At 40.4% G+C, this 17,993-nt stretch carries 15 protein-coding genes and 1 pseudogene; 3 read left to right on the top strand and 13 right to left on the bottom strand.

The features are described from left to right. Positions 1 to 56: 56 nt before the first annotated feature. Positions 57 to 2,300 (bottom strand): S-layer homology domain-containing protein, encoded by a 2,244-nt coding sequence (locus tag BrL25_RS15285; RefSeq protein ID WP_018671427.1) that lies wholly within the window; start codon positions 2,298 to 2,300, stop codon positions 57 to 59. Between the two features lie 228 nt (positions 2,301 to 2,528). Next, positions 2,529 to 3,572, bottom strand: coding sequence for a glyceraldehyde-3-phosphate dehydrogenase (locus BrL25_RS15280; RefSeq protein WP_018671428.1), 1,044 nt, complete (start codon positions 3,570 to 3,572; stop codon positions 2,529 to 2,531). A 232-nt stretch (positions 3,573 to 3,804) separates the two neighbouring features. Here BrL25_RS15280 and BrL25_RS25720 point away from each other — a divergent pair. Beyond that, positions 3,805 to 3,936, top strand: a pseudogene (locus tag BrL25_RS25720) (helix-turn-helix domain-containing protein); the annotation flags it as partial. A 312-nt stretch (positions 3,937 to 4,248) separates the two neighbouring features. Here the strand turns inward: BrL25_RS25720 and BrL25_RS15270 are convergent. From BrL25_RS15270 to polA, 5 genes are read right to left on the bottom strand one after another with little or no spacing between them, the layout of a single operon-like run. Beyond that, positions 4,249 to 4,725, bottom strand: a complete 477-nt coding sequence (locus BrL25_RS15270) for a hypothetical protein (protein WP_018671430.1) — start codon at positions 4,723 to 4,725, stop codon at positions 4,249 to 4,251. 60 nt (positions 4,726 to 4,785) lie between these two features. Continuing rightward, positions 4,786 to 5,361 carry a lytic transglycosylase domain-containing protein gene (locus BrL25_RS15265; RefSeq protein WP_018671431.1) on the bottom strand — a complete coding sequence of 192 codons (576 nt, stop codon included), beginning with the start codon at positions 5,359 to 5,361 and terminating at the stop codon, positions 4,786 to 4,788. After that, entirely contained in the window at positions 5,358 to 5,960 is a 603-nt protein-coding gene (gene coaE, locus BrL25_RS15260) for a dephospho-CoA kinase (protein ID WP_018671432.1), read from the bottom strand. The genes BrL25_RS15265 and coaE overlap by 4 nt, the downstream gene beginning before the upstream one ends. A 27-nt stretch (positions 5,961 to 5,987) precedes the next feature. Then, on the bottom strand, positions 5,988 to 6,812 hold the full coding sequence (gene mutM, locus BrL25_RS15255; protein WP_018671433.1) for a DNA-formamidopyrimidine glycosylase: 825 nt from the start codon (positions 6,810 to 6,812) through the stop codon (positions 5,988 to 5,990). Between the two features lie 12 nt (positions 6,813 to 6,824). After that, positions 6,825 to 9,518 (bottom strand): DNA polymerase I, encoded by a 2,694-nt coding sequence (gene polA / locus BrL25_RS15250; protein ID WP_018671434.1) that lies wholly within the window; start codon positions 9,516 to 9,518, stop codon positions 6,825 to 6,827. Between the two features lie 252 nt (positions 9,519 to 9,770). Here polA and BrL25_RS15245 point away from each other — a divergent pair, with 252 nt between their 5' ends. Both BrL25_RS15245 and BrL25_RS26270 read left to right on the top strand, forming a co-directional pair. Continuing rightward, the gene (locus BrL25_RS15245) at positions 9,771 to 10,679 is read left to right on the top strand and encodes a DMT family transporter (RefSeq protein WP_018671435.1); all 909 of its coding nucleotides are present in this window, start codon (positions 9,771 to 9,773) and stop codon (positions 10,677 to 10,679) included. Beyond that, a complete protein-coding gene (locus BrL25_RS26270) occupies positions 10,666 to 10,791 on the top strand; it encodes a hypothetical protein (RefSeq protein WP_018671436.1) in 126 nt (41 codons plus the stop codon). Before BrL25_RS15245 ends, BrL25_RS26270 begins: the two co-directional genes overlap by 14 nt. Positions 10,792 to 10,838: 47 nt before the next feature. Here BrL25_RS26270 and BrL25_RS15240 read toward each other — a convergent pair whose 3' ends face one another. The 6 genes from BrL25_RS15240 to icd form a co-directional block, all read right to left on the bottom strand. Further along, the gene (locus BrL25_RS15240; RefSeq protein ID WP_018671437.1) at positions 10,839 to 11,705 is read right to left on the bottom strand and encodes a YitT family protein; all 867 of its coding nucleotides are present in this window, start codon (positions 11,703 to 11,705) and stop codon (positions 10,839 to 10,841) included. 151 nt (positions 11,706 to 11,856) lie between these two features. Then, positions 11,857 to 12,801, bottom strand: coding sequence for a VanW family protein (locus BrL25_RS15235; RefSeq protein ID WP_026315140.1), 945 nt, complete (start codon positions 12,799 to 12,801; stop codon positions 11,857 to 11,859). Positions 12,802 to 12,962: 161 nt separating this feature from the next. Beyond that, positions 12,963 to 14,741 (bottom strand): two-component system histidine kinase PnpS, encoded by a 1,779-nt coding sequence (gene pnpS, locus BrL25_RS15230; protein ID WP_018671439.1) that lies wholly within the window; start codon positions 14,739 to 14,741, stop codon positions 12,963 to 12,965. A gap of 17 nt (positions 14,742 to 14,758) precedes the next feature. Beyond that, positions 14,759 to 15,457 carry a response regulator transcription factor gene (locus tag BrL25_RS15225; RefSeq protein WP_018671440.1) on the bottom strand — a complete coding sequence of 233 codons (699 nt, stop codon included), beginning with the start codon at positions 15,455 to 15,457 and terminating at the stop codon, positions 14,759 to 14,761. Between the two features lie 238 nt (positions 15,458 to 15,695). Continuing rightward, the gene (mdh, locus tag BrL25_RS15220; RefSeq protein ID WP_018671441.1) at positions 15,696 to 16,634 is read right to left on the bottom strand and encodes a malate dehydrogenase; all 939 of its coding nucleotides are present in this window, start codon (positions 16,632 to 16,634) and stop codon (positions 15,696 to 15,698) included. Between the two features lie 28 nt (positions 16,635 to 16,662). Beyond that, a complete protein-coding gene (gene icd, locus BrL25_RS15215; protein WP_018671442.1) occupies positions 16,663 to 17,946 on the bottom strand; it encodes an NADP-dependent isocitrate dehydrogenase in 1,284 nt (427 codons plus the stop codon). Between the last annotated feature and the right edge of the window lie 47 nt (positions 17,947 to 17,993).

Below are 17,993 nucleotides of genomic sequence, written 5' to 3'. Positions count from 1 at the left end.
AAACTCCCTCCTAATTGATAATGAGAGGGAGTTTTGTTTTGTTTGACTTAGATCAATTATCGTTGGTTTTGCTGATAAAACTGATACATTAGCTCTGCCGCTTCTGCGCGCGTTATGATTTTATTTGGCCCTACATTTGTTCCTTTTGGTGTTTTCAGATAACCTAACGCATACGCTAGTGTATAAGCAGGTACTTGTTCTGCTGTTACGTCTGGATAAGGGGATTGAAAGACATCAGGCTTGGATAGTAGCGGTCCAAATCGTAATGCTTTCATGAAAATTTCTAGCGCTTCATTACGTGTAATGGCTCGATCAGGCTCAAAGCGAGCTGTGGGTGGAATGATTTTAAGTTGAGAGGCCTGGGAAATAGCACTGTAATATGGATGGGTTGTAGGTACATCCGAGTACGTATAAGGTTTCTCATCATCATCATCATCATCATCTAACATATGCGCCCGAACCAACTCATTTGATATTCCAAGCATCCATCCCACAAATTGAGCTCTAGAAACTTCTTTATCTGGCTCTAGCTTTCCATCTTCCAAGATGAATAAACCTCTATTTAGCATATCTTGCAAGGCTTCCTCACTTTTGTGTCCCTCGATATCACTAGCCGATTCATCTCTACTAAATCCCCATGGTTCTACTAATTCTCCAGTTACTCCGTTTACATGTTTTTCCTCCCCTACATAACGATAGACGAGCTGTATAGGAATCTCTTCAGTTGACTCCTTCTCGGACGCCTCTACCTTTGCAATATAGAAAGGAGCTTTATAATACGTAAGCATTAGTTTTTTCTCTTTGATCTCTTTCTCTATCGCTTTTTCCTTGGATAACGTATTCTCTTCGAAAGCATCACCGTTTCGCCAAGGTGCAACATTCTCTTCCCCATTTAGCCAAATAGAACTTACTTCGTTATGATATTTATCTACTTCAACCTCAATCCCTAGGTCATCAATCGGGGTACCTTTATATAAATAACCAAATCTGAACGAGTAGGCTCGATCCTCGTCGCTTATACCAAAACGCTCTTCATCTGTTCTTAAATAAAGCTGCCCAGTATGATCAGGATAGATGCTTTTGACCAGTTCGATAGCGACCTTTTCTGCTGCTTGTTTATCAACTGCTCTTTTCTCTGACTCTTGAGAATTTCTGCTATTTCCACGTGAACTATTCCGTTTTGAATAATTAATTAATTGAGCATTGTCATTTATTTTAATTCTAATCTCATCACTTTGATCAGTAGAAATGAACCTGAATCCCCAGTCCTGTGTTTTAGCACCAGTAGAGTCTACACTGGAGCCCCCCCCACTCGAACCATTAAATATCCAACCGTTAGCTAGTTTTTTTCCCCATTCGATAGCAATTTTTTCTGCTTGCTCTTTGCTGATTTTTGAAGGTGCTTGATTTTTTTCATAAGTGATTTGATCGCCTAATGGGATTATTTTATTGCTAGCTTCCGCTTTAGCACCATTTGGACTAATCGCCTCTCCGCTATTTGCATCTAAGAATCTGGCACTATTGTTACCATATTTATAAACAGGAGTATACGTTATGTGTCCGCTCTTCCTGCTTTGATACCTGTCCAATTCCATGTATCGTACCTGTGGGTCTAGTAGACTCTTTAGTTTTTTCTCTGCTTGTTCTATGGAAATAGATGACTTGGAAGAAGGAATTTTTCCGTCATCCCACGTAAGTTCATAGGACGTGATTTCACCATTAGCATCCATTTTAATCGTTACTCCATTTTCAATGAATGGAATTCCATCAGACATACGTGTATAGACAAATGTGAAACTTTTGTTGTTTGTCAATGGAACAATTTCATTTGCTTTACTCAAAGAGTCTTTTTTCGCTTTAGCCACCTTTTCAATAAAAGCCCCTGCCGTTTTTTCTGCTTCTTTCTCACTAACTGTCTTTTTAGCTGGTTTATTGTTGCGTTCATATTTATGAAATCTAATTAGTTCTCCTGTTTGAGCATCTACTGTTGTATAAATGAATTTGTCGCTTCTTTTATCACTTGTCTCCCAGCTTATCGACCAGTATGGTGAGTTTGTCAGCTCGTCATCTTTTTCAAATCGAGAATTTCTGATTTTGTACTCCGCAGGAATGGTAATCCATTGTTGCACACGTTCTTCCACTTCTTTTTGCGTTAAAAGCTTGCTATAAGACACTTTCTTCTCTTTTGCATATAAAACCGAAGCGCTTCCAGAAATCTCAAATGGAGCCACCAACGTACCCGCAACTAACACACATCCACTACTGGCTGCTATCCACTTACGTAATGATAACCTACTCATCTAATCCATCCTCCCTTTCTTGTACATCACATTGCAACTATTTAATTATAACAATATTTTACAATATAAGGACAAATCAAATTCTGCAAAATCAATCACCAGAATGATTTTGCAAGATTTTTGGGAAAGGACATGAAAAAGCTGATTTCAGCACTTATGAAATCAGCTTTTTTCTAAATTCAAATAACAATTATTTTTCAGAATTAAAATGCCAAATGAAGCCAAAGATTATCCGTGTGTACTACCTGTCAAAATACGTTTCGATTGATTTACATGCTCTGACACATGCTTTACCAAATCAAGCACACGGCAGGAATACCCCCACTCATTATCGTACCAAGCAATGACTTTCACATGCTTATCACTCATCACCATGGTAGACAGGCCATCGATGATTGAGGAATTTTCATTGCCATTAAAATCAGTAGAAACAAGAGGTGCATCTGTATAGCCTAGATAGCCTTTTAAAGCCCCTTCGCTTGCTTCGCGCAATACCCGATTGACCTCTTGTGTAGTGACATTTTTAGAGATTTGTACCACCAAATCGACCACGGAAACATTTGGTGTGGGCACACGTAAAGCAAAACCATTTAGTTTACCATTTAGTTCTGGCAATACTTTACCTACCGCTCTCGCTGCTCCAGTTGTTGTTGGAATGATGGATTGGGCACAAGCACGTGCACGGCGTAAATCCTTATGTGGATTATCTAGATTCACCTGATCATTCGTATAGGAATGAATGGTAGTCATAAGCCCTGATTGGATCTGAAAGGCCTCATGCAACACTTTAGCTACAGGCGCTAGACAATTGGTCGTGCAGGATGCATTTGAAACAATATGGTGTTGTTCATGATCGTATTGATCTTCATTGACACCCATTACAATAGTCGCATCCTCGTCTTTGCCTGGTGCAGTAATAACTACTTTTTTGGCACCGCTTTTTATATGCTTCTCAGCACCTTTACGATCTGTGAATTTTCCGGTTGCTTCCACAACCACCTCCACTCCAAGCTTTCCCCATGGCAGGTTCAAAGGATCACGATCGGATAATACCAGAGTGTTTTTTCCATTAATGACAATGCGATTACCATCTACAGTAACGTCATGAGCTAAGGTCCCATGAACGGAATCATATTTTAATAAATGAGCCAGAGTTTCGGGAGGATAGCTAGCGTTAATAGCCACAACCTCGATGGATGGATCTTGGATCGCTTTGCGAAAAACCATGCGCCCAATACGTCCAAACCCATTTATCCCGATTTTAATTGTCATTATGTTGCCCCTCCCTGAAATAAGTTACTCTAATCACTATTAATAATATATTAAGTATGTCATATTTGACAATGTGTTTTACTTAAAAACAACAAATTTGGGCAGTTGGTTATTTTATCTGCCCAAGTAACGATAATAAGCTACTCTAAAAAAGAATGAAATCACGGTTTCCAGCTTAGCGGGACAAGCCGGCTACTCAGTCGCTCATTTTCATGCTTTATTTCTTAAACATGTGGGATTTCCACCCTATGAGTACATAAAAAGACGCCGGTTAGCAAAAGCAGTCTCTCTACTTTGTACCTCTACTCTAGGCATTTTAGATATTGCAGTTACTTTAGGCTTTGAATCACAGGAGTCCTTTACTCGTGCCTTCAAAAAGGAATATCTCATGACACCTGCTGTCTATCGCCGCTATATGCAAGCACTTCTTTTCAAACAGGAGGAGTTTTCTATGAATTCAATCTCTACAAATCCAAAACCCACTGGCTGGATGTTACAAGGTGCCAATCCCTGGGCCTATGAGATGGGAGTGGATATAATATAATATCATTCACCACGGTACATGTTCAGACTATCTTCGTTCTAAACAACCTCATCCAGAAGGATTTGGCACGATGATGCAGATGTTTCAGCCACACAAATATCGAGGTAAGCGCATGCAATTAACAGGATTTATTCAAACGGAGTCTGTGACAGGCTGGGCAGGCTTTTGGATGAGAGTGGATGGAAGTGAAGAGGAGATATTACAGTGTAAAAGGGGATAAATAAGTTTTTCAACATCAGCTAAATGAGCTAGCCAAAAAGGAAGGTTATGACTACAGCCAAATAGCCTCTCTACTGGATTATCATTATTTATTTGAAGCTCTGTTACATTTATTTGGTGAAATGCCGAGAAAAAATCTGCAAGTTGTTTAGCTAGATTCTTTTTTTCAGTAGCTGATAATGTGTCAAAATGCTCTCTATCCAAAGGCTGCAAGCTTTTTAGTAGTCTTTCTTCCTTCTTGATCTGTACGCGAAGCTTCTTTTCTTTAGCAAATCGAAATACTAGCTGTTCGTTAACGATACATGGTGTATTATCCCAACCGCATTCTTCTCGATAGGTGCTGATAATCAATTGGGGCATTTCTTGTTGAATCCATGTATAGAAGTCCATTTATAACACCCCTCCCAACTACTCGGTTCCATAATAAAACAGCTCCCTGACCGATTACCATCAGGGAGCAAGATTAGGAAAGCTATTCTTGTACACTTCTTTATATCGATCTTCATAATACAAAACACGTTGGACATAGTGACGTGTCTCCCCAAACGGGATATCTGAGATCGTTTCACGTGTCCCTTCCCACCGCTTATTTTGTATCCAATTTTTCACATTCCCTTGCCCTGCGTTATAAGCAGCTAATGCAACTACTTCATTACCTTTAAACATTTGTAACAAATAAGCTAGGTACCAGGTTCCTAAATTAATGTTAGTCGCAGGATGTTCTAAATCAGCAGGATACAACATTTCCAGCTTGCCCTGAGACTGTATCCACTCTGCTGTGTTTGGCATCAATTGCATTAAACCGACTGCTCCTTTTTTCGAAACCAGGTCCGGCTTAAATTTCGATTCAGATCGAATAACCGCAAGCACAAGGTATGGATTTACTTCGTATTTCTTACTAACTAATTTTATTTGTTCCTCATATTTGATCGGGTACATCAATTTCCAAACAAAGGAGGAGTTTAGTAACAGATAGATGATAATAAAAACGGAAAACAAGAGAATAGCAGAGCGTAGCGTTTTCATGGGATTATCTCCGAAAGCAAGCTAGTCACCAAATCATCAACCTGCTTCTGAGTGTCTGAGCGGCTCCCTTGGTTGTCGATTACATAATGAGCTATTTTACGCTTTTCTTCAATATTCATCTGAGCACGCAAGCGCTTTGTCGCCTGTTCCTCGTCAAATTCATCACGTTCCATTAATCGTGTAAACTGTACGGATTCCGGTACGTAAACAACCACAACTCTGTCTACCATATAGGTAAGCTTGCTCTCATACAATAGCGGAATGTCCATAAAGACAAGCCGCTCCCCACGTTCTTGTGCTAGAGTAGCTTGTAGACGCATCTCTTTGCGTACTTCTGGATGAACGATTTCATTTAAAATCATTCGTTTTTCTCTATCGCTAAAGATAATTTCCCCTAGTACCGCACGATCTAAAGCACCCGTCTCATCCAAAACACTAGTGCCAAAGTGCTTGACGATGCCTTTATAAGCGGGCTTGCCCACCTCTACCACTTCTCGGGCAATAAGATCCGCGTCGATAACGGTGACTCCCCGTTCACGCAACATGGCTGCAACAGTGCTTTTTCCGCTCGCAATTCCTCCTGTTAGACCCAAAATCACGCTATCTCCTCCTTCCCGATAAGCGGTCTATTTTTGACAGGATGGGCAAAAGTGCGTTCCGCGTCCTCCTACAACAATTTTAACAATCTCTGTGGAGCAACTCGGACACAACTCTCCTTTTTTCCCGTAAACCTTTAATACTTGTTGGAACATCCCCATTTCGCCTTGTCCATTTACATAGGATTTAATGGAGCTACCCCCAGCATCAATCGCTTCTTGTAGGGTCTGTACAATACTTTTATGCAAATTCTCTATTTGATCATCAGTCAATGTATTTGCTATCCGCTCTGGATGTATATTAGCTCGGAAAAGAGCCTCGTCCACATAGATATTCCCCAAGCCCACCATAAATTCCTGATTTAATAACAACGGTTTGATTTTAGTAGTCTTACGTTTTAACATGCTTGTAAGTAAAGTAGGCGTAAAGGCTTCATCTAAAGGCTCGGGTCCCAGCTTTTTAAGTGGCTCCACCTCTTGTTCCTTACCTAATGGAATAACATCCATCGTACCAAATTGACGCACATCCCGATAGCGTAGCTCCGTTCCATCCGTGAAATGAAAAATCACATGCGTATGCTTTTCGATCTCTTCGGAGGCTTGATAAACTCCATATCTTCCTTCCATACGCAAATGTGAAATCAACACATCCTGATCGAGAATAAATTTAATAAATTTGGCTCGCCGTTCAACAGCATGAATGGTTTGTCCGACCAAAACCGATTTAAATTGTTCCACATCGGCAGGACGCCGAATAATCCGTGGTAATAATACACTCACCCGTTCAATCGTCTTGTCCAACACCAGTGTTCTTAGTGTGCGAACGACGGTTTCTACCTCTGGTAGTTCTGGCATCAGATGTCCCTCCTACTTGGCGTCATACCAGGTTTCCCCATAATTTACATCTACTCTAAGTGGAACGTCCAGTTGAAGAGCGTTCTCCATTACGTTAGCTACCAGCTTTTGCATCGTTTCTAATTCATCCTCTGGGACTTCAAACACCAATTCATCGTGTACCTGAAGAAGCATGCGACTTTTTAGCTGATTCTCGGCAAGGGCCTCTTGCATCCGGATCATCGCAAGTTTAATAATATCAGCAGCCGTTCCTTGAATAGGAGTGTTCATAGCGGTACGCTCTGCAAAAGAACGTAGATTAAAGTTTTTACTTGCAATATCCGGTAGATAACGACGGCGGTGCAGTAGTGTCGTCACGTAACCATCCTTTTTTGCCTGATGCTTAATCTCTTCCATGTAATTCTGAACACCTGAAAAAACATCAAAATAGCGGGCTATAAATTCAGCCGCTTCCTTACGCGATATATTTAAATTCTGCGATAAACCAAAATCACTAATTCCGTAAACAATTCCAAAGTTAACAGCCTTCGCTTGACGACGCATCATGGAGGTTACTTCGTCTTCACTTACTCCGAATACATCCATCGCTGTGCGAGTATGAATGTCCATGTTATTTACGAAAGCGTCAATCAGGTTTGGATCCTTCGAAATATGCGCTAAAATTCGTAGCTCGATCTGTGAATAATCAGCAGCGAGGATATAGCAGTTTTCGTTTGTTGGTACAAATGCTTTTCTGATTTTACGCCCCTCTTCCAAACGGATCGGGATGTTTTGGAGGTTCGGCTCCGTGCTGCTTAGCCGTCCGGTAGCAGTTGTGGCTTGATTAAAGCGAGTATGCACTCTACCCGTTTTGCCATGAATCTCTTTTAATAGCCCTTCAATATACGTAGAACGTAGCTTGCCTAATTGACGATACGTAAGAATATCTATAACGATCGGATATCTTTGAGCCAGCTTCTCTAGTACATCTGCGCTGGTAGAATAACCTGTCTTGGTTTTCTTCTCAGGTGGAATTCCCATGCGTTCAAACAGTATTTCACCTAGTTGCTTCGGAGAATTTATGTTAAACGTAGTACCCGCTTGCTCATAAATTTTTTCAGTCAAAGCCTCTAATTGTCTATCTAGCTCTTCGCCCATCTGATGCAGCTGCTCCCGATTAACCAGAACACCGATCTCTTCCATATCGGCAAGTACGAGACTAAGAGGCTGCTCAATATTTGTGTAAAGCTCTGTTAATTGGTTAATCGTTAGCTCTTCTTTTGCTTGAAGGACGCTTTGCCACAAAGCTTGCGCCTTACGTGCTACGTGTTCACTAATGAGTTCCATGGACGGCAGGCTTCGCTTTGCCCCTTTACCATAGATATCCTCATCAGATGCTACCTTTACAGACGAGAATTTGGCAGTAGCATCTGACAGAGTAGGATTGCTCTCACTTGCATTAATTAAATAGGAAGCAAGGAATAAATCAAAATCAATTCCCTTTATATCCATTTCATGCCAGCAAAGACCTACCGTTTCACGCTTTCCATCGAAGACCCATTTTTGTTTTGAAGCATCTTGTAACCATTCTGTAAAGGCTGTCCAGCTTTTAGCCGTTTCATAAGGAATGAATAAAGCTTGTTCTTCTGTAGCTAAACCAAATCCAACAATTGGCGCATAATGATAGTTCTCTCCGTCCATCTCTACCACCAAGCTCATTGGAGATGTCAATAGAGGCTCATAATCGGCCAGATTAGCTTCTTCGACCATGGTATAAGTAAAAGGCTTATCTGATAATGAAGTGTTCGCTGTAGAGCCTTCAGCCGCTTCTGCGCTACCTTGTCCATAGCTATCAGCAATGCTGCTACCACCTTTTACCTTAGACAGTAGCGATTTAAATTCCATCTTTTTGAAGAACTCAATTAGCTCATCAGGCTGGTATCCTGTGTATTGTGAATCAGCAATACTCATGGCAACCGGAGTATCTCGCATAATGGTTGCTAGTGATTTACTCATTTTTGCTTGCTCTACATTGTTGCGTAGATTTTCCTGCAATTTTTTGCCAGACACCTGATCGATGTTAGATAGAACCTCTTCAACAGAACCAAATTGGTGCAATAATTTAAGTGCCGTTTTCTCTCCTACACCTGGGACACCTGGAATATTGTCGGAGCTATCACCCATTAACCCTTTCAAGTCAATGATCTGTTCAGGCTTTAAACCATATTTTTCAAAGATTTCTTCTGTAGAATATAGCTCGATTTCGCTTATACCCTTTCGAGTAATAGCTGTAGATACATGCGGAGACACCAGCTGTAGCATATCTTTATCCCCGGTGATTACAGTTGTTTTTATCTGTTCATCTTCCGCACGCAATGTTAGCGTTCCAATGATATCATCAGCTTCATAGCCTTCTAATTCAAATCTCTTTATCGAAAACGCGTCTAATAACTCTCGAATTAATGGAAATTGCTCAGATAATTCAGAGGGCGTCTTAGCGCGACCTCCCTTGTACTCTGTATATTCAGAGTGGCGAAATACCACTTTACCTGCATCAAAAGCTACTAGAATATGAGTCGGTTTCATTTCATCTATTACTTTTAGCAACATGGTCGTAAAACCAAGTACTGCATTCGTGTGAAGTCCTTGTGAGGTGGACAGTAGCGGCAACGCATAAAAGGCACGGTTGGCGATACTATTCCCATCAATCAGCACAAAATGGCTCATGTACGTCCGACCCCTTTCTGTTAATTCATTACCTTTCATCTTACCACAGGTAGACCTAAAAGAAAAAAGGAAACTGGGTAATCACGTAACCAAGGAGAGTCCGTTACATATCAGCTTTTCAACATAGTTGTGAGTTGGTCTTTCCTCTTGTAAAATAAGGGCAGACTACATATGGTCTGACCACTGATTCCAGCTTGTTTTTTTCATTTTTTACATAACTATAACCGTCGTGACTGAGAGGATATTACAATCATGGAGAGACCCATCATACCGCCTTATTTTGCCTTATTTTTAGCTGTTTTAGCCATTTCAACTTCTGCTATCTTCGTTAAACTATCATCGGCGCCTGCACCAGTCATTGCTACCTATCGCCTGTTGTTTTCCGTTGTATTGACCGTACCCTTTATGTTTATAAACAAAGGTACTTGGCGCGAAATCATTCAATTTACCAGAAAGCAATGGATATTAAGTATTCTATCTGGAGGTTTCCTTGCCGCTCATTTCCTGCTCTGGTTTGATTCGCTGAATTATACTTCCATCGCTAGTTCTACAGTACTCGTTACGCTCCAACCTCTATTTGCCTTTATCGGTGGCTATTTTCTATTTAAAGAACGCCTGAGTAAACTAGCTATGGCTGGTGGCATTTTTGCTATCGTGGGTAGCTTCGTAATTGGTTGGGGAGATTTTCGTGTAGGAGGAATGGCCCTATACGGAGATCTGCTAGCATTACTTGCAGCATTTATTGTGACACTTTACTGGCTGATTGGACAGTACCTTCGACGTGGTGTTTCATCAACAGCGTATAGCTTTGCTGTCTACCTCATTAGTTCTGTCTTTTTACTTGGACACAGTTTATTTTATGGTCATCCACTTACAGGATATCCACTCGCGGACTGGGGATGGTTTATCTGTTTAGCTTTCTTCCCTACTCTGCTTGGCCATTCTATTTTGAATTGGGTCATTAAATGGTTAAATACAACCACGGTTTCCGTAGGGATTCTTTTTGAACCGATTGGTACCTGCATTCTTGCTTATATCATATTTGGTGATATTGTTACCTTGCCACAATGGATTGGCGGCTTCATCATTCTGTTCGGGATTTTCCTTTTTATCCGCTTTAACAAGCCAAAGGAGGAACTGAATCAAAATGAAACGACGTAATTTTAGTAAAGGAATGGGTGAATATATAGCTAACCTTCCCAGATGGGGAAAAGTGATTTGGACAATTGTGCTTGGATATATGGTCGCCCGAGTGATTCATTTTTTATGGTGAAAATAGTAAAAATCCCTTGTTTTTTGACAAGGGATTTTTGTTTTTGTCTAATGAATATCTTTTTTGGCAAAATTACCACCAGTTACATCAGAAACATGCTCAATGGCGATGAAGGCATTGTCGTCAATCTCTTGAATAATGGCACGAAGCTTAGCCACTTCCAAACGCGTCACCACACAATAGATCATTTGTGTCTCTTCCTTGCTGTATCCACCTCGTGCGTAGACATAAGTTGTACTACGCCCCAAACGTGCATTGATCGCCTCAGAAATCTCTTCATATTCTTTCGAAATAATCGTTACTGATTTGGATTCGTTTAAACCCTCTACGACAACATCAATCAGTTTAAAGGCTATGTAATACGTAAAAATAGAATACATAGCAGAATCCCATTCAAATACAAAACCAGCCATGATAAAGATAAATACGTTAATAAACATGATGAGCTGCCCAACAGGGACTCTCGTTTTTCTAGATAGGAGAATCGCGACGATTTCTGTTCCATCTAATGTACCCCCAAAACGGATAACAAGACCTACACCCACCCCGAGAATAACTCCACCAAACATAACGGCGAGCATTTTTTCATTCGTAAATGCGGGTACATGATGGAGCATGGAAGTCGTCAATGACATGATTGCGATTCCATACAAAGTAGAAATAGCAAAGGTTTTACCGATTTGCTTGAAGCCTACAATCAAGAATGGCAAGTTGAAGAAGAAGAGAAATAATCCCAATGGTAAATTGGTAATGGAAGACATCATAATGGAGATACCAGCAATTCCTCCGTCAATCACTTTGTTAGGAACAAGGAATAGCTCCAGTGATACAGCCATCATAATGGCTCCAATGGTAATAAAAATAAACTTTAGTAAAAACGAAGATAGGGTCGTTTTTTTGTGCTGCTTAGCCATAGGTTTTCATCGCACTCCCTCTTTCTTTTGAATCGTCTCTAGTAGAAACCTAGTAATAATGATAGAAACATTTATAGTTGATTGCAACTTTTTTCAATTATTAATTATACTTTGCTTATAACCTATGCCTTATGAGAGAGTGGAGGTTTACTTAGTGTATTGGCAGTTTTTGGTGTAATTTACTACTTTCATTATCCAGCGGTTGATCGGTTTCTTCAGGCAATCGCTTACGAACAGTAGGTACTTCGCGCGGATCATAATCTAAATCAGAAAAAGAAAATACCCGCACAACCATCATGCCATGAATAGCTTTTGCTCGTATAAGGATTGGGTATGCGTAGCGATTTTGAAAACGAAAATCGGGACCATCCCAGCTAACTGTCGCGTCTCTACCTGGAGGTACATAAGCAACATTACGACTATGGGCATAACGCTGTAAAATTTTTAACCCCGACTTGTCCACTGCATTATATAAAGTAGAAGAAACCTGACAAATTCCTCCACCAATTCCTTCCGATAATTCCCCACGAACAATTACTGGAGCAGGTAAGTATCCCCTTTTTTTTGTTCTTTCTCCGACTGTTTGGTTAAAAGAGAATGTTTCTCCTGAGAACAACACCACATTGTCGATGGCTTTACTAGAGAGGGCAATATTACTAGCTCGATTCTTATTGCGAGGATTATAATAAGTAACATAAGCCCCAATCTGTTTTTGTGAAACCTCTTTCAATAATGAAGTATCTACTTTAGGTAGGACCGTACGAGTGGGGATTTGTAATTGAGTTTGTTCATTGGAATAAAAATAGGAAATAAATGATTCCATAAAAGCTTGACGATCTAAACGTTGTCCACGTTTTTCTGGGATGATTTTCCCATGTTCATCCCATCTAGCATTCACTGGAGCACGATACACTTGTCCCTCAAGCCTCGACATATGCGCTTCCAGTTTATAAATATCCAAAATAGGCAACTGTGTAAACGGAAGCATAAACGCTTTTCGGTCTATCGAGACGACATCCTGATTCATACTATGAGTAACTGGTACATTTCCTTGCAATTGTAAAACCAGCATCAAGCCTGCCATCAAACTAATCACAGAATCCAGCACCTCCCTCCTGTAGTATTAACAAGAGGTGATTATTTCACTCGATAGCTGATTACTCAGGAAATCTTTTTAACGTACAGGAAATCTTTTCAGTCAAAAATAGAGTGCTATAACTGTACTGGCAGTTTGGCACTCTATTTTTACTTTCATCATTATGAGATTGGATTGTCCAACGGTAACGTAACAGAAAACACAGAGCCAACACCCTCAGTACTGCTTACTGTAATTGATCCATGTAAAGACTCACATATGTGCTTCACAATAGCTAAGCCTAAGCCGGTTCCACCAGAGTCACGTGATCGTGCTTTGTCGACACGATAAAATCGCTCAAAAATACGCCCAAGATCACCTTCTGGAATTCCTATACCCGTATCAGCCACATCTAAGTAAAGATAATCCTCGTCTCTTTTTAGTTCAATCGTGATCTTGCCGCCCTCTGGTGTATAAGCAATCGCATTAGCCAGCAGGTTGAGTAAAATCTGTTGCAAGCAATCCTTATCAGCCCTTAGCATAATTCCTTGATCGGAAGGTAAAACGAGCTGAAGCTCTTTTCGTTGTAGTTGTTCCCGAAGTAAGACTGCTGTTTCTTGTATTAGCGGGTGCATCTCCACCTCGGTGTACGTCAGTGTTATTCGTTTCTGCTCAATTTTTGATAAATCTAGAATGTCACTAATTAATCGAAATAGACGCTCACTCTCATCGTAAATAATTTGCAAAAAATGCCTGCTAATCTCTTCATCTTTAAGCGCTCCGTCTAATAGCGTTTCCGTGAAACCTTTAATAGAAGTAATAGGTGTTCGTAACTCATGTGAAACATTGGCAACAAAATCACTGCGCATCTTTTCTAATCGGCGGATATCTGTAATGTCATTTAACACAGCCAGGACGCCTTTAATTTCTCCACGGTAATTCACATAAGACGAAAAATCAGCGTAGATTATCCGCTCTGTTGGGTAAAAAATATGAATCTCATCCCGCTTCCGTTCCCCCGTGCGCATTACGTCATCAATATGCTTACTAAAACCGTAATTATGCCCTGCTTCAAAATGTAATTTTCCTACTAATTCAGAACTAGATATGTTCAACATTTTTTCAACTGCATTATTAATAAGCTCAATTCGCCTATTCTCCGCGATTAAAATTACGCCGCTTGGCATCGTCGCCAGCACCCCTGTTAAGCGTTGCTGATTCTCCGATATCTGATACATCTGTTGCTCCAAGCTAGATGCCATAAAATTAATCGCTGTTGCCAATTGACCTAATTCATCACGTGGTTTAATTTTGACGCGACTCTCATATTGACGCTGCGTAATATTTCTCGCTACACGGATAATCTCCTCGATTGGTTTTGTAATACCATGAGAGATATGTGAACTGACAATACTCCCGATAATCAGAGTAATTACAAGTCCCATGACCAAACTAAACCACATCTGATGGACAGATTGAGTAATGGCTTGCATTGACATAGCTGAACGGACAGCCCCAACAACTTGTCCTGTTTTATTATCCTTTAATGGCACAGCCACATAGATCATCTGTTGATGCAACGTATCACTTTCCCGATGTGCGATTCCTACTTGCCCACGGAGGGCCGCTTCAATCTCTGACCGATGTGCATGATTTTTCAGTTTTTGGTCTACACCTGAGGTATCCGCCATTACTACTCCCAAAGGATTAACTACAGTGATACGTACCTCCATAGATTCAGTAAAATGCTGGATTTGGGCTTCTAAACGCTCTTGCTGAGTTAATATTTTTGGATCAATGATCGTTTCCGAGATAAATAAAGCTTCTTTTCTCAAAAGATCATATTGCATCTGTAAATAAGATTGTTCCATAACTTTTCCAATAAATATCCCAATCACAATAAGAACAAGCGAAATTAAACTTAGTATTGTAAAGGTAAGCTTCAGGCGAAATCGATTCACTGTACCCTCCCTGTGGCCTAGCCTTCTAATTTATATCCGAGACCACGTACCGTTTTAATATAACGTGGGTTTTTGGTATCATGCTCCAATTTTTCTCGCAAATGGCTGACATGTACGTCTACAATGCGAGAATCACCTACAAAATCATAATTCCATACTGCATTAAGCAATTGGTCACGTGTTAAGACGCGTCCAACGTTACTTGCAAGGTATTGAAGCAATTCAAATTCTTTAGGTGTCAATTCCACCTTCTCGTCACGGAGGAAGACCTCATATTTTTCTGGATAGATGATAATTTCTCCAAATGAGTACTGACGTTCTTCTTGTTTTTCCTGATCTGGTTCTGGCTTAGCATTGAAACGACGCAGAATAGCTTTGACTCGAGCGACTACTTCTCTAGGGCTAAAGGGCTTTGTGATATAATCATCTGCTCCCAATTCAAGCCCTAAAATTTTGTCTAGCTCATCTTCTTTTGCCGTCAAGATAAGGATAGGCGTATTAATTCGTTCCTGGCGAAGTGTTTTGCAGACATCTAGACCATCCATATACGGAAGCATTAGGTCTAAGATGATAAAATCTGGCTTCTCTTCACGCGCCATTGTTAACGCCTGTCTGCCATCAAAAGCGGTAATAACCTCATAACCCGCCTTTTCCAAATTAAATTGAATCAATTTAGAAATAGATACCTCATCTTCTACTACCAAAATCTTCGTCACTATGCTTCCCCCTACATGAAAGTCTCAACTTATCTCTTCTATAGTATTACCTTTATGTTTGGTATTCTAGGCTTGTAATCTCAGTCTGACAGATGACATTTAGCGGTGCAAGTAATTTTCTTGTAAAGAATTGGTTTTCTTCCTGTAAGGATTTAAGGATGGCTTAGTTGAGGGGGAGATAGCGGTTACAAACAAAAAGGAGAGCAACGATGGCTCTCCTTTTTGTTGACTCTTTTTTCTATTGAAGAACTTTGATGACATTACGAACAGCGTCAGCAGATTTTTCCAAAGCTGCTTTTTCGTCTTCTGTCAGTTCTAGTTCATAGATTTTTTCGATACCATCTTTACCAAGCAAGGTTGGAACACCTAGGTATAGATCTTGGTAGCCATATTCACCTTGCAATAAAGCGATAGATGGAAGAATGCGTTTTTTGTCTTTTAAGATTGCTTCTGCCATTTGTACTAAAGAAGCAGCCGGTGCATAGTAAGCGGAACCATTACCTAGCAAGCTAACGATTTCACCGCCACCTTTACGAGTGCGTTCCACGATTGCATCAAGGCGATCTTTTGGAATTAATGTTTCTAGTGGGATACCACCAGCATAGGAGTAACGAACAAGTGGAACCATGTCGTCACCGTGTCCACCTAGTACGAAGCCTGTTACGTCTTCTACAGATACGTTTAACTCTTCAGCCACGAATGTACGGAAACGAGCTGTATCTAGTACACCTGATTGACCAATAACGCGCTCTTTAGGGAAACCAGATGCTTTATAGAATGTGTAAGTCATTGCATCAACTGGGTTAGACAATATGATAATTGTTGAGTTTGGGGCATAGATTTTTACGTTTTCTGCTACTGATTTCATGATACCAGCATTGGTGTTTACCAAGTCATCACGGGACATACCAGGTTTACGAGCGATACCAGCAGTAATGATAACCATATCAGCACCTTGGATATCCGCATAGTTAGAAGTACCTGTGATTTTAGAATCAAAGCCTAGCACAGGGGAAGATTCCATCATGTCTAATGCTTTTCCTTTTGTAGGATTCTCTAGTTGAGGGATATCAACAAGAACAACATCGCCCAATTCCTTTTGAGCTAGGATAAAAGCTGTTGTTGCACCTGTGAAACCACTACCGATGACTGCGATTTTTTTGCGTTGGAAAGACATGTAATAGACCTCCTCAAGTTTTCGATTCCTATAGATTTTTGATTAAGGCATCTGCAAATTCAGATGTTTTCAGTTCTTTTGCACCATCCATCAGACGGGCAAAATCATACGTTACTTCTTTTAATGAAATTGTTTTTTCCATTGCTGCTATCAACATATCAGCTGCTTCATTCCAACCTAAATGACGAAGCATCATTTCACCAGACAAGATTACAGAAGATGGATTTACTTTATCAAGACCAGCATATTTTGGAGCTGTACCATGGGTTGCTTCAAAAATAGCATGACCAGTCAAATAGTTGATGTTGGCACCAGGGGCGATACCAATACCTCCAACTTGTGCAGCTAATGCGTCGGAAATGTAGTCACCATTTAAGTTCAATGTAGCTACTACATCATATTCTGCCGGACGAGTCAAGATTTGTTGCAAGAAAGCGTCTGCAATAACATCTTTTACGATTAGCTTGCCTGCTGCTTCTGCTTCTTTTTGAGCTTGATCGGCATCTTTACCTTCCGCTTTTAAACGGTCGTACTGTGCCCATGTAAATACTTTATCACCATATTCCGCTTCAGCAACAGCATAACCCCAGTTTTTGAATGCGCCTTCGGTAAATTTCATGATATTACCTTTGTGAACAAGTGTTAAAGATTTACGGTTGTTTTCCAAAGCATAATCAAGTGCAGCGCGAACTAAACGCTCTGTACCATCTTTGGAAACAGGCTTAATACCAATACCAGAAGTTTCTGGGAAGCGAATTTTCTTTACGCCCATTTCACTTTGTAAGAATTGAATAACTTTTTTAACTTCATCGGACCCCTCTGCCCATTCTACACCAGCATAAATGTCTTCTGTATTTTCACGGAAGATCACCATGTCAGTAAGCTCTGGATGTTTAACAGGAGATGGTACTCCGTCGAAATATTGAACAGGGCGTACGCACGCATACAGATCAAGCTCTTGACGCAATGCTACGTTGATAGACCGAATTCCACCCCCAACTGGAGTTGTCAAAGGTCCTTTAATTGCGATCAGATATTCACGAACAGCTGTTAATGTATCTTCAGGCAACCACTCACCATATTGATTAAATGCTTTTTCACCAGCAAATACTTCAAACCACGCGATTTTTTTCTCGCCCTTATATGCTTTTTCCACTACTGCATCTAAAACGCGAACAGATGCATTCCAAATATCAGGTCCAGTTCCGTCCCCTTCAATAAAAGGAATAATTGGATTGTTAGGTACAACCATTTTGCCATTATCTACGGTGATTTTTTCTCCATGTGTTGGTGCAGAAAGATTTTTAAACAAAGGAACCCCTCCATGTTTTTATAATCTGATCTATTTTTATAATACAT

The organism is Brevibacillus laterosporus DSM 25 (assembly GCF_002706795.1).
GTDB lineage: Bacteria > Bacillota > Bacilli > Brevibacillales > Brevibacillaceae > Brevibacillus_B > Brevibacillus_B laterosporus.
This window is presented reverse-complemented; position numbering and strand designations above follow the sequence as displayed.